Origin of the sequence: Nonomuraea antimicrobica (assembly GCF_039536965.1) — a bacterium.
Taxonomy (GTDB): Bacteria; Actinomycetota; Actinomycetes; order Streptosporangiales; family Streptosporangiaceae; genus Nonomuraea; species Nonomuraea antimicrobica.
In genome coordinates this window covers 1-11,629 of record NZ_BAAAZP010000060.1, presented here as the reverse complement: position 1 = coordinate 11,629, position 11,629 = coordinate 1, and the positions used below count along the sequence as shown (strand labels likewise).

Below are 11,629 nucleotides of genomic sequence, written 5' to 3'. Positions count from 1 at the left end.
CGCTCAGTCACAGTTGTGTCAGTTGTTTTGAGACTCCGCGCTCCTCTGCTGTCTCAATAGAACTGGCACACCCGAGGTGGACGAACATCTGTGGGTCACATCAATTGAGACGGGACATCAGCGGCGTCGGGGCCCTTGCGGGCCGTTCGGGCAAGGATCGAGGACGAGATCTCGTCTGCTGGGAGAAAGGCCTCGAGCTTCAGTTCGGCGAGGGTGATGTCGACAGCGGTGGCGAAGGTGGTGATGGTGGTGATGAGGTGCAGTTCGCCCTGCACCGTACGGAGCCGCAGCGGAACGGCGAAGCCGAGGTGGCCGGGCTCCAAGGGACGGCCCGATACGTGCTGTTGGAGTTCGGCGTGGAGGTCGGTGAGCCGCTCGTTGGGGTTTCGCAGGACCTCGGTGTGGAGGCGTTCGAGGATGTGCTGGGCCCATTCGCCGAAGTTCGCGATCCGCGGAGCGAGGCCGTTGGGGTGCAGAGCGAGGCGGTAGACGTTCGCCGGAGGTTCGAGCAGGTCCGGTGCCGCGCCGTCGGTGATGAGCGCGAATGCCGCGTTGGCGGCGACCAGGTCGCCGTGGCGGTCGATGACGATCGCGGGATAGGGCTGGTGGGCGGCCAGGATGTGTGTCAGCGCGGTGTGCACCGGGGCCAGCGCCGGGTCGTCCAGGGGGGTCTGCGGGTAGGCGGGGGCGTAGCCGGCCGCGAGCAGCAGGCTGTTGCGTTCCCGGAGTGGAAGGTCCAGTGACTCCCCCAGGCGTATGACGATCTCCCGGCCTGGCTGCGACCGGCCGCTCTCCAGGAAGCTGACGTACCGCTGAGTGGTGCCGGCTTTCAGCGCGAGTTCGAGCTGGCTGAGGCGGTGGCGGGTCCGGTGTTCGCGGAGTGCTTGGGGAAAGTCCACTCGACCAGTTGTACCGCCCGCCATCCGGGCCGGGTCATTCCCTCAGGGGAATTGCCGCCATTCACCGGTGGCGCTCAGGATGCGGTCCATGGACGACGACATCCGTTTCGGCGTGCTGCTGCCGACGGGAAGGGCCCAATGGGGCGAGGGCGCGGATCCTCGAGATCTCATCGACTTCGCGGTCCGGGCCGAGGGGCTCGGCTATGACTCTCTGTGGGCCAATGACACGCTGCTGAGCCCTCGCATCGAAGCGCTGACCATGCTGGCCGCGGCGGCTGCGGTGACCGATCGCGTCACACTCGGCACTGCGGCGCTCCTTCCGGTGCTGCGCCGGCCGGTGCAGGTGGCGCAGACTCTGGCCGCCATCGACCTGCTGTCCGGTGGACGCCTGACCGTGGCCGTGGGGGCCGGTTTCCCCGGTCGTTTCGGGCGGCCGCTGTACGACCTGTCGGAGGTGCCGTGGGAGCGACGGTTCGCCAGGCTGGATGAGACCGTCGCGCTGTGGCGGCGTCTGTGGGCGAGCGACGGCGTCACGTCTTTCCACGGCGAGTTCGTGCGTTTCGACGAGATCCCGCCGGCGACGCCGCCGTACCGGGCGGGTGGGCCGCCCATCTGGCTGGGCGGTGCCGGCCCGGCGGCGCTGGCCCGTACTGGCCGTCTCTATGACGGGTGGCTGCCCTATCCTCCCGACTCGGCGGACTATCGGACCGGCCTGGCCCGGATCCGGCGGGCTTCTGCCGACGCGGGTCGTGCCCCGGATGTGGTCATGCCCGCTTGCTACGTCGTCGTGTTGGTCGCCGACAGTGTGGTGGGTGGGCGGCAGGCTCTGGAGGGCTTCGGCAGGGCCAACTATGGGCTTGCGCTTGACGAGCTTGAAAAGGTCCAGGCCGTCGTCACCGGGCCGCCGGAGCATGTGGCGGCTCGGCTGCGCGGTTACGTCGATGCCGGGGCCCGGCATCTCGTCTGCCGGATCGGTGCCCTCGATCTCGAGGGGCAGCGGGATCAGTTGCGTCGGATCGCGGGCCTCGTTCCGCTTCTCCGTCGACCGTGAGGATGACGGAGAGTCTGAGTACGCGTACTCAGGTTTCGTGGCGGTGGTCTCCGTAGGCTTCGATCGTGTTTTTGAGGCGGGCGGTGGCCGGGCTGTGGTTGTGGCTGTTGCGGGCTGCTCCTTGGGTGGGTGGCAACGATCGCTGGGAGTTGGTGGCCGCTCTGCGGTCGGTCGCTTACGGTGAGGTCGTCGCGACCGGCGAGCGTGAGGCTTGGGCCTTCGGCTGGGACATTCTCGGTATTGCCGCCTGGGTCCCGGTGGCTGACGGGCCGCACCGGCCCACGGCCTTCCGCTGGGACGGCGGTCGTTGGAGGAAGAGTGACTTCCCTGTTGAGTTGGGGGATGTCGGCTCGGTGGCCGCGTCAGGTCCGTCCAATGTGTGGGCTCTGGCCGGCGGTTCCGTCGTGCGCTGGGACGGGCGTTCCTGGACGGTCGTGCGGGAGACGCCTGCGTCGGCCCTGGCCGTCGTCGCCGACGACGATGTGTGGGTGTTCGGTGACCGCAGGGCGTGGCGTTTCGACGGTGTCACCTGGTCGGAGCGGGATGTGCCTTTCAGTGCTTTCCGGGTCAGCGCTCGTTCGGGTTCCGATATCTGGGTGCTCGACGGCGCCGCGCCTTGGGTGTATCGCTTCGACGGGGTGGGGTGGGCCGTAGTTGATCTGGCTGGGGTGTTGCCGCAGGCTCCGCCTCCGTCCGATGAGTCGCCTCCTGGTCCGGCGGATTTTCGGCTGAGCGCGATCACCGCCGATCCGTCGGGTGTGTGGATCATTGGGGAGATCGGGATGTCGTCGTTCCTGGTCTTCCAGACGGGTTCCGGCTGGCGTGGTGAGGACACCTCGGTGACGGCGGGTCGTATGGTCCGTGGCCTGGCGCCGGTGCCTGATGGTGTGGGTGGCCACTGGTTCGCCGGTTCGTCCGACGTCGACGGCAGTGATTCCGCGTTGGCTCGTCGGGATTCCTCGGGCCGCTGGTCGAAGGTTCCGTGCGGTGGCGAACTGACCTCGCTGTCGGCCGTTGCCGGTGGCCCGCTCCTGGTCACGGGGGTGATCGGCGGGGCTCGGGGGGTCTTTCGCGGTCTGGTCTGAGTGTCTGGTTCCGGGGTTCGCGGGTTGACGGATGGCTTGACGTTCTGTTGATTCGCTGTCCTTGGTGTGGTGCGTGGTTTTAGGGTGGGAGTTCTGCTATCGCGCCGCGAGAGGAGCAGCACGTGGGGAATCAGTCGGTGTTATGTCCGGTGTGTCAGGGGGTTCTGCCCGCTTCGGGTAAGGAGTCGTACACGCCGCTTCGGGGGCGGCTGATCGTGACGAACGGGTACTGCGAGGGCGGGTGCGCCGAGGTGGCCGAGCAGCAGGCCCAGCGTCAGGCGCAGATGGAGGCGCAGCGGCAGAGGGCGCGGTCGCAGTCCCCCTCCCCTGCTCCCGTTCCGATGCCGGGGCCCGCGACGGGGCCGGTGCCGGTGGTGGGTGCGGGGCGTGCGCCGTTGCGGGTGGCGCGCTGACGTTCTTGTGATGGTGACGGCTTTTTGATGGGGGTGGCCCGCGCAGGGGTGCGGGTCAGTGGTGGCCGTCGGTGGTGTGCCAGTAGTCGCGGGTCTGTACGGCGAGCCCGTCGGGGTCGAAGCGGGCGAAGACGCAGCCGGCGAGGGTGACGGGGTGGCCGTTGTCGTGGGCGTGGACCCGGAACTCGATGGCTGCCTGGTCGCCGTCGACGATGGGGTCGGCGAAGGTGACCTGGGGGTTGGTCTCGCCGGTGAAGGACCAGGTGATGTAGTCGGCGATGGCCTGTCTGCCCTGGTGTGGGGGGCGGAAGGGCATGCTGGTGTGGACGGCGTCGTCGCGGTAGAGGGCGGTGATGGCGGCGGTGTCGTGGTGGGTCCAGCCGTGCTGCCAGGTGTCGGCGAAGCGTTGGGCGGCTGCTCGGGTGTCCATGGGGTCCATTGTGGGGCTGGCGCCGGCCCGTCGGGGGGTGAACGGGTGCGCCTGCCCCTGGTGGGCTTATCGGGGGGCGGTGTAGGGGTGGGTGGCGGTGACGGCGGTGAGGGGCAGGGGGCCGTACAGGTGGGGGAAGCCGTTCTCGATGCGGAGGTCGAGGCCGGTGGGGTCGATGTCGAGGATGAGCAGGGGCTGGGTGAGGTGGTGGTAGAAGGCGGTGTGGACGCCGTGGAGCTGGGTGAGGTCACGGCTGCAGTGGATGAAGCCCTCTTGTTCGAGGGTGCGGCCGAGGGTGGAGATGCGGTACTCCCCCGCTTGCTGCGCGGCTTCCCAGTCGGTGCGCAGGGCGAGGTGGTGGATGAGGGTGGGGGTGGTCACGGGGTCCACTCGGTTTCGAGGATGGCGTAGATGGTTTCGCTGGTCCATTCGCCTTTGACGTACCCGTTGTCGACGAGGGTGGCCTCGCGGCGCATGCCGAGTTTTTCCAGGACGTGGGCGGAGGCGGTGTTGCGGTTGTCGAGGCGGCCGGTGATGCGGTGGAGGCCGAGCCCGGTGAAGCCGAGGGCGAGCATGGCGCGGGCGGCCTCGGTGGCGTAGCCGTGGCCGTGGTGGTCGGGGTGGAGGATGTAGCCGATCTCGCCTTGGCGGTTTTCGCGGTTGGTCCAGATGAGCAGGCAGTTGCCGATGAGCCGGCCGGTGGTGGCGAGGGTGACGGCCAGGTCGATGGCGTCGCCTTCTTCGGTGATGGCGGTGCGGGTGGTCTTCTTGTCGAGGAAGGTGCGGCTGGTGTCGCGGTCGCGGGTGTCCCAGTAGAGGTAGCGGGTGACGTCGGGGAGGGATTCGTAGGCGTTGACGGCGTCGAGGTCGTCGTGGGTGTAGGGGCGAAGGTGGAGGCGGGGGGTGATGATCGGGTAGCTGGGTTTGAGCACGGGGGCAGTGTAGGGAGTGGTCAGGTGGGTGGCAACGCGTTTTGCAGCGCGAGGGTGAGCAGGGCGCGGGCTTCGTCGAGGGGGCGTTGTTCGACGAGGTGCTCGAGCCAGAGGGCGGAGACGGTGGTGTAGAGCAGGCGCAGGCGGGGGTCGGTCTGCGGGAGGTGGAGGGTGTCGGCGAGGATGCGCAGGCAGCCGTCGCTCCAGCGGCGGGCGATGTGCTGGAGTACGGGGTCGCGGCCGGCGTGGACGTACAGCTCCCAGAGGCCGAGCTGGCGGGTGTGGTCGGCGGCGGCTACCTGGTCGATGAGGGCGGCGGGGCCGTGGCGGGTGAGCCAGGCGCGGGTGGTGGCGAGTTCGGTTTCGACGAGCTGGGCGAAGGCTTCGGCGAGGAGCTGGTGGCGTGAGGTGAAGTAGTAGGTGGTGGCGGCCAGGGGCAGGCGGGCGTGGTGGGCGACGGCCCGGTGGGTGACGGCGGCGAATCCGCCTTGGGTGAGCAGGTCGACGGCGGCGTTGAGGAGGGTGGCGCGGCGGTGCCTGCTGCGGGCTTGGGCGGGGGCGGTGCGGGGGCGTGCCGGGGGCTCGTGGTGTGGGTTCAATGGCCACCTGCGAGGTTGAGGACGACGACGCCGCCGATGATGAGCAGGATACCGCCGATCTTGAGGGGGGTGAGGGTCTCTCCCATGAAGGCGGCGCCGATGAGGGCGATGGCGGCGGTGCCCGCGCCGGACCAGACGGCGTAGGCGGTGCCCACGTCGAGCTGGAGTTTGAGTACCTGGGCGAGCAGGGCGAAGGAGGTGATGTAGCCGGCGGCGACGACGATGCTCCAGCCGAGGTGGGTGAAGCCGTTGCTGAGTTTGAGCGCGGAGGTGGCGAGGACTTCTGAGGCGATGGCGAAGGCGAGCAGGAGCCAGGCCATGGGGGTTCTCCCTGACTGGAAGTGGTACGGTCGTCCGGATTTTAGGGGGTTCTTCTCCCCCGCCGGTTGGGCGGGGTGGCGGGAACTGCTTGAAAACCCAGTCGAATACGTGTTCCACTGGGGGGTGTGGGTTGGGACGCGCTTTCGCTTGTTGACGCCGCCGACGACCGCCCGCTGATCGAGCGGCGCGCGGTGGTGCGGGGCGATTTCTTCGAGCTGCAGGCCCGCACGGTGATCGAGCGGGTGCCGCAGGCCGCGGGCGTCGCCCAGCAGTGGGCCATCTCCCCCTACCGCGGCTGCGCCCATGCCTGCCGCGGCTGCGGTGCCCGGGCCGGGCATCGGCGTCTGGGGCTGGACGCGGGGAGTGATTTCGACACGCGGGTCGTGGTGCGTCCGAACGTGGTGGAGCGGCTGCGGGCCGAGCTGGCCCGCTGGGACGGCCAGGAGCTGGCGGTGGGCGTCGGCGGCGACTGCTACCAGCGGGCCGAGGAGACCTATCGGCTGATGCCCGGGGTGATCGGCGCGCTGGCGGATGCGGGCACGCCGTTCACGGTGTACACCAAGAGCGCGCTGGTGTTGCGGGACGCGCCGCTGCTGGCGCGGCCGGGGGCGCGGGTGGCGGTGTCGATCGCGTTCGTCGACGAGCGGATCCGGCGGGCGGTGGAGCCGGGGGCGCCGTCGGCGCAGGCGCGGCTGGAGCTGGTGTCGGCGCTGGTGGAGGCGGGTGTGGAGTGCCGGGTGCTGATGGCGCCGGTGCTGCCGTTGCTCAGTGACGCCGCCGATCAGCTGGCGGCGACGGTGCGGCGGATCGCTTCGGCGGGGGTGCGGGTGGTGGAGCCGGTGGTGCTGCGGCTGCCTGCGGGGACGCGGGAGTGGTACGTGGAGTGGCTGGAGCGGGCGCATCCGCAGCTCGTGGGCCGCTACGAGGAGCTGTACGACCGGGCGGGGCTGCCGTCGCCGGGGTATGAGGGGCGCATCACGGGGCAGATCGAGCAGTTGTGCCGGGTGTACGGGATGGAGTGCGGGGCGCCGGTGGCCGGGCGGGGTGAGCCGCGGGCGGCGCAGCTCGCGCTGGTGTGACCGGTACGTCCCACCCGACGACTACCTGAATCCCGCTATAGGTATCGGTATGGGGATATCTCCGGTTGTTGTGGGTGGCGTGGTGTACGCAGGCTGAAAGTACACCCGTCAACCTTGGGGGGAGGATCGACGTGGGAACCACCTGCCGGCCGGGGCACCGTGGCCCGTTCCGGCGTGCGCTGCGGCTGCCGTCGTGGAACACCTTCCTGGCCCTGGCCAGTCACCTTGCCGCCCGTGCTGGATGGACCGGCCGCGATCGGGCCGTGTCGTGGGTGCTGACGCGGCACCCGTCCGCGGTGCTGAGCGCCCGCGGGCTGATCGCGTCCCGGCTGTCGCACTGGGGGCTGAACGAGCACGCCGACACCGCCGCGCTGCTCGCGGCCGAACTCGTCGGAGACGCCGTACGCCGCGGCGCGGGCACCGTTCGGCTCACGATCGGGCTGGAGGACGGGCTGCTGCGCGGCGAGGTCGAGGGCGGCAAGATCGACCACAAAGCCGTCCACAGAGCCGGCCGGGGCGGCGGCCCCGGGCGTGGCGCCGATCGCGGGATCGACGGCGACCTCGGCTCGGGCTTTGATCATGGCTTCGACCATGGCCTCGGCAGTGACTTCGACGGTGACTTCGACAGTGACCTCGATAGCGGCCCGGGCAGGGGCGAGGCCCGGGAGAGCGGCCGTCGGACGCAGGCCCGGCCGTGCCCGCCGCCGTGCCCGCCGCTGCTGGAGAGCCTGGCCTGCTGCTGGGGGGTGGCCGGCCAGGTGACCTGGTTCGAGCTGCCCACCGGCGGCCACGCGGGCGTCCATCGCGAGCGCACGCGAGGTGCCGCCGGATGACTCGACCGGCCTCAACCGCCGGGTGAGTGCGCGGGAGGCGGCGGAGTCAGCGCCGCCCTCCCCTCGTCACCCGCCCGTCGGCGCATCCGCCGGCGTCGCACCCATCCGCGTCGCGGGCGGCCGGTCGGCGTGCCCGTGCCCCGTTCACGTGCCCGCCGTCACCATCCGGAGAGCCGTCCGGTGAGCCGTTCGGAGGGCCGTCCGTGGCCTGCTCGTCGCGGGCGTGGTCCCCCACCCACACCGCGATCTGCGCCCGCGAGTTGAACCCCAGCTTGGCCAGGATGTGCTCGATGTGCCCCTCGGCCGTCCGCTGCGCGATCACCAGGGCCGCCGCGATCTCCTTGTTCGTCAGCCCTCGCGCGACGAGCCCGGCGATCTCGTGTTCGCGCCGGGTCAGCACCGCGGCGCCGTCCCCGTCGCCCGGGCGCGTGCGCGAAGCCCGTACGCCGGCGGGGTCCTCCCCCAGCGCGTACGCCAGCGCCTCCCGCGGGCCGAGCGCGGCCCCGCGCCGCAGCGCCGTCTCGTAGGCCGCCTCCCCCAGCGCCGCCCGCGTACGTTCCCGGCACTCCTCGTGGTATCCGGCCAGATGCCCGAACCCGGACAGGGGCGCCCCCACCGCGCCCCACACCCCGCGCAGCACCCCCAGCAGGCGCGCGGCCCGCTGGAAGTCGCCGCGGGTGGCGGCGATCCACGCCAGTACCTCGATGGTGACGCCCGCCCCCAGCAGGTCGTCCAGCGACCGGTCGAAGGACAGGCTGCCGCGTTCCAGCTCGGTGGCGCGCGTCAGGTCTCCCTGCCGCCACATCTCCATCCCGAGCGCCGTCATCATGTAGGCCCGGTGCCAGCCCTCCCCGTGGGCGTCGCACAGCTCCAGGCACTCCTGTCCCGCCCGCACCGCCTCGGGCGAGCGGCCCAGGAAGGAGTACGCCATCGACAGCCGGATCAGCGTCAGAGCGGCCGCCGCGGGGTCGCCGGTGCCGCGGTGGTGCTCCAGCGCCTGCCGGTACAGGTCGATCGCCTCCGGCGCCCGTCCCGCGCACATGGCGGCCATGCCGCGAAACAGTGCCACGTACCCGAGGATCGACGCGTCGCCCAGCCGCCGCCCGATCCGCTCGCTCTCCCGCAGCAGGCGGGTGGCGGCGGGCAGGTCGGCCTGGATGATCGCCAGCCAGGCCGCCGCCCACAGCGCCCGGCCGCGCAGCGGGGCCGGGCTACGGGCGGGGCCGGGCGCGGTGGCCAGGGCTCGTTCCAGCCAGCCGCGCCCCTCACCGGGGTAATAACTGGTGATCCAGTGATACAGCAGATCCGTGGCCATGCTCAGGCTCTCCGCGGACGTCTCCCGCGACGCCAGCCCCGATTCCAGGGCGGTGCGCAGGTTGGCGTGCTCGGCCTGCAGGCGCCGCAGCCACCGAACCTGATCCGGACCGAAGAGTTCCGCCCGAGCCCGGGCGGCCAGGTCGCGGTAATAACCTCGATGCCGCTCGCGCAGCGCAGCCCGCTCCCCCGGACCGGCCAGGCGCTCGGCCCCGTAGGCGCGCAGGGTCTCCAGCATCTGGTAGCGGACGCCGTCCGGATGGTCCTCGCGTATCAGCACGCACTTGTCCACCAGGGCGATCACCAGGTCCACGACGTCCTGGCGGGCGATCCCGTCGCCGGAGCAGACCGCCTCGGCCGCCTCCAGGTCCATCCCCCCGGCGAACACCGACGCGCGCTGCCACAGCAGCCTTTCCTCGTGTGAGCATAGGGCGTAACTCCAGTCGATCAGCGCCCGCAGCGTCTGGTGGCGGGGCAGCACGGCCCGCCTCCCGGCGCTGAGCAGGCGGAAACGGTCATCGAGGCGGTCCAGCAGTTGCTGGGCCGACAGTGCGCGCAGCCGCACCGCGGCCAGTTCGATCGCCAGGGGCAGGCCGTCGAGGCGGCGTACGATGTGGCACACCACTTCGCGGTTGTCGTCGGTGACGGCGAAGCCCGGGTGGGCGGCGCGGCCGCGTTCGGCGAACAGGCGCACTGACTCGCTCTGCAGGAAGCCGTCCAGTGAGGACGTGCGCGCGGTGCGGCAGTCGGGCAGGTTCAGCGGCGGCACCGGCAGTGACTGCTCTCCGGCGATGCCCAGCGCCTGCCTGCTGGTGGCCAGGATGCGCAGTTCGGGGGCCCGGCGCAGCAGGGTGTCGGCCAGGACGGCGCAGGCGTCCAGCAGGTGCTCGCAGTTGTCGAGGATGATCAGGGCCTGCTTGTCGCGCAGGTGGCCGGTCAGCGCGGTCAGCGGCGGCCCGGCGCCGTCGCGGATCTCCAGCGCCTCGGCCACGGCGTCGGCCAGCACGTCGGGGCAGTCGAGGGCGCCGAGTTCGACCAGCCAGACGCCGTCGCGGAAGGCGCGGCGGACCTCCTGGCCGACGCGTACGGCCAGCCGGGTCTTGCCCACGCCGCCGGTGCCGGTCAGCGTCACCGCCCTGGACGCGGCCAGCAGTCGCCGGACCTCGGTCACCTCGTGCCGACGTCCGACGAAACTCGTCACCTCCGCCGGGAGGCCGCCCGGGCGGCCGCGGGAGGTGTGGGTCGTCACCGCTGTCATGGTGCCTCTTGGACGAGGTGCGCCGCCGTGCCACGGTGGCACGCCGGGCAGCCGTCGTGCACCCAGGTTATGTCGCGTCCGGCCGGTGAGGATGCCCTGGTCAAGAAGCCACAGGAAGTTTTGACCATGCCATGGGGCCGAGGCGGGTCCGGCTTGGCACAGGCGGCTCGTCACACCGTGGCTTGGCACCTGCGGCTCGGCGCACGGGGCTCGTCACACAGGGCTCGTCACATGGGGTTGCGCGCCGGGGTGGCCGGTCATGCGGGGAGCCCGGCACGGCGGGCGGGCCGTGCCGGGCTCGGGGAGGGGGAACTCGGGACGCACGATCGGGTCGCGCCGGGGCGGATCGTGCTCACCCCCTCAGCGTGCCCCCTCCCCCGCCCCGGGCAGGAGGGCGAAAATCCCCGTAGGGGTACCTGCTTTTTTCGCGGGTCAGGCCGGGGGGTCGCCGGCGGGGCGGACGGGCTGGCGCAGCACGGTGCGCGGGGACGGGTCGTCCAGCGGGGTCAGGTACACCTCGTGGTGCGGCCCGTTGGGAACCAGCGCCCGCTCGGCCATGAACGCCTCCATCAGCGCCAGCGACCGGTGCTCCTCGCTGAACGGCCCCTCGTGCAGCACCTCCACGCACTCCCCCTCGGTGAAGGACGTCACGCGTACCCGGTCGACGGCGGCCCCGGACGGCCGCACCGCCTCGCGCGCGCGTTCCACCGCTCCGGGCGCGGGCGGCTGGGCGAGCGGCAGCACGATGTGCCAGCGCCACCGCTCGCGCGGGACCTCCAGCGGGGGGCCGTCCTCCTCCACCCACCACAGCCCCTCCAGCGGCGCCGGGGGGCCGCCCATCGCCGAGGCCACCGTGTACAGGGCCCGGATCGCGCCGGTGTGCTCGTCGCCGCCCGGCGCGCCCACCCCCGTCACGCTCAGGCACGTCACCGGCCCGTACGTGGCCAGCACAGGACTCATGATTGCTCCTCCATACCGATCATCACGTGTGTCACCAGTTCCTCCGGGCAGGTCACGGCCGGGTCGGACACGTACACCTCCCGGATCGGGCCCCGTGCCGTCTGCCGCCGCTCCGCGCACCAGGCCAGCACGGCGTGCACGGTCAGCGCCATCTGGTCGTAGGGGCCCACGTGGGTGGCGCGGGCGAACCGCCCGCCGGGCAGCACGTCCACCTCGCCCGCCGCCTGCCGCGCCGTGCGCGCGGCCGTCTCCCAGTCCGTCCGCGGCGGCTCAAGGGCGACCGCGACGTCGACCACCTCCTCCAGGTCGATCGGGAACAGCCCGACCAGCCGAACAGGCCCGGGTCCCGGGTCGTTGCCGGCGTGGGCGGCGGTGAGCCGCGCCACCGCGGCCGAGGTGGCCCTGGCGATGTCCTCGGTGCCCGCGGCGCGCTCGCGCACCAGCACGACACGCCG

Annotated in this window: 14 protein-coding genes; 5 read left to right on the top strand and 9 right to left on the bottom strand. The window is 71.6% G+C overall.

Going from position 1 to position 11,629, the window contains the following annotated elements; genetic code table 11:
- Positions 1 to 95: 95 nt before the first annotated feature.
- Positions 96 to 899 (bottom strand): MmyB family transcriptional regulator, encoded by an 804-nt coding sequence (locus tag ABD844_RS15925; RefSeq protein WP_344877573.1) that lies wholly within the window; start codon positions 897 to 899, stop codon positions 96 to 98.
- An 88-nt stretch (positions 900 to 987) separates the two neighbouring features.
- On the opposite strand from ABD844_RS15925, the gene ABD844_RS15920 reads away from it, so the two are divergent.
- The 3 genes from ABD844_RS15920 (at position 988) to ABD844_RS15910 (ending at position 3,448) form a co-directional block, all read left to right on the top strand.
- Positions 988 to 1,950, top strand: a complete 963-nt coding sequence (locus tag ABD844_RS15920) for an LLM class flavin-dependent oxidoreductase (RefSeq protein WP_344877571.1) — start codon at positions 988 to 990, stop codon at positions 1,948 to 1,950.
- A 65-nt stretch (positions 1,951 to 2,015) separates the two neighbouring features.
- On the top strand, positions 2,016 to 3,035 hold the full coding sequence (locus ABD844_RS15915; RefSeq protein WP_344877569.1) for a beta propeller repeat protein: 1,020 nt from the start codon (positions 2,016 to 2,018) through the stop codon (positions 3,033 to 3,035).
- A 215-nt stretch (positions 3,036 to 3,250) separates the two neighbouring features.
- Positions 3,251 to 3,448: a hypothetical protein gene (locus ABD844_RS15910; RefSeq protein ID WP_344877567.1), complete on the top strand. Its 198-nt coding sequence runs from the start codon at positions 3,251 to 3,253 to the stop codon at positions 3,446 to 3,448.
- Positions 3,449 to 3,503: 55 nt separating this feature from the next.
- Here ABD844_RS15910 and ABD844_RS15905 read toward each other — a convergent pair whose 3' ends face one another.
- The 5 genes from ABD844_RS15905 to ABD844_RS15885 form a co-directional block, all read right to left on the bottom strand.
- Positions 3,504 to 3,878, bottom strand: coding sequence for a nuclear transport factor 2 family protein (locus ABD844_RS15905; protein WP_344877565.1), 375 nt, complete (start codon positions 3,876 to 3,878; stop codon positions 3,504 to 3,506).
- 66 nt (positions 3,879 to 3,944) lie between these two features.
- Positions 3,945 to 4,259 (bottom strand): DUF952 domain-containing protein, encoded by a 315-nt coding sequence (locus ABD844_RS15900; RefSeq protein WP_344877563.1) that lies wholly within the window; start codon positions 4,257 to 4,259, stop codon positions 3,945 to 3,947.
- Positions 4,256 to 4,810, bottom strand: coding sequence for a GNAT family N-acetyltransferase (locus tag ABD844_RS15895; protein WP_344877561.1), 555 nt, complete (start codon positions 4,808 to 4,810; stop codon positions 4,256 to 4,258). The genes ABD844_RS15900 and ABD844_RS15895 overlap by 4 nt, the downstream gene beginning before the upstream one ends.
- Before the next feature lie 20 nt (positions 4,811 to 4,830).
- A complete protein-coding gene (locus ABD844_RS15890; RefSeq protein WP_344877559.1) occupies positions 4,831 to 5,409 on the bottom strand; it encodes a TetR/AcrR family transcriptional regulator in 579 nt (192 codons plus the stop codon).
- Positions 5,406 to 5,729 carry a DMT family transporter gene (locus ABD844_RS15885; protein ID WP_344877557.1) on the bottom strand — a complete coding sequence of 108 codons (324 nt, stop codon included), beginning with the start codon at positions 5,727 to 5,729 and terminating at the stop codon, positions 5,406 to 5,408. The genes ABD844_RS15890 and ABD844_RS15885 overlap by 4 nt, the downstream gene beginning before the upstream one ends.
- Positions 5,730 to 5,855: 126 nt before the next feature.
- On the opposite strand from ABD844_RS15885, the gene ABD844_RS15880 reads away from it, so the two are divergent.
- Both ABD844_RS15880 and ABD844_RS15875 read left to right on the top strand, forming a co-directional pair.
- The gene (locus ABD844_RS15880) at positions 5,856 to 6,809 is read left to right on the top strand and encodes a radical SAM protein (protein ID WP_344877555.1); all 954 of its coding nucleotides are present in this window, start codon (positions 5,856 to 5,858) and stop codon (positions 6,807 to 6,809) included.
- A 131-nt stretch (positions 6,810 to 6,940) separates the two neighbouring features.
- The gene (locus ABD844_RS15875; protein WP_344877553.1) at positions 6,941 to 7,642 is read left to right on the top strand and encodes a hypothetical protein; all 702 of its coding nucleotides are present in this window, start codon (positions 6,941 to 6,943) and stop codon (positions 7,640 to 7,642) included.
- A gap of 46 nt (positions 7,643 to 7,688) precedes the next feature.
- Here the strand turns inward: ABD844_RS15875 and ABD844_RS15870 are convergent, their stop codons facing one another.
- The 3 genes from ABD844_RS15870 to ABD844_RS15860 form a co-directional block, all read right to left on the bottom strand.
- On the bottom strand, positions 7,689 to 10,205 hold the full coding sequence (locus ABD844_RS15870; RefSeq protein ID WP_344877551.1) for an ATP-binding protein: 2,517 nt from the start codon (positions 10,203 to 10,205) through the stop codon (positions 7,689 to 7,691).
- 441 nt (positions 10,206 to 10,646) lie between these two features.
- Positions 10,647 to 11,174: a hypothetical protein gene (locus ABD844_RS15865; protein ID WP_344877549.1), complete on the bottom strand. Its 528-nt coding sequence runs from the start codon at positions 11,172 to 11,174 to the stop codon at positions 10,647 to 10,649.
- The coding region (locus ABD844_RS15860; RefSeq protein WP_344877547.1) for a GyrI-like domain-containing protein at positions 11,171 to 11,629 on the bottom strand (459 nt) is incomplete at its 5' end. The genes ABD844_RS15865 and ABD844_RS15860, both read right to left, overlap by 4 nt.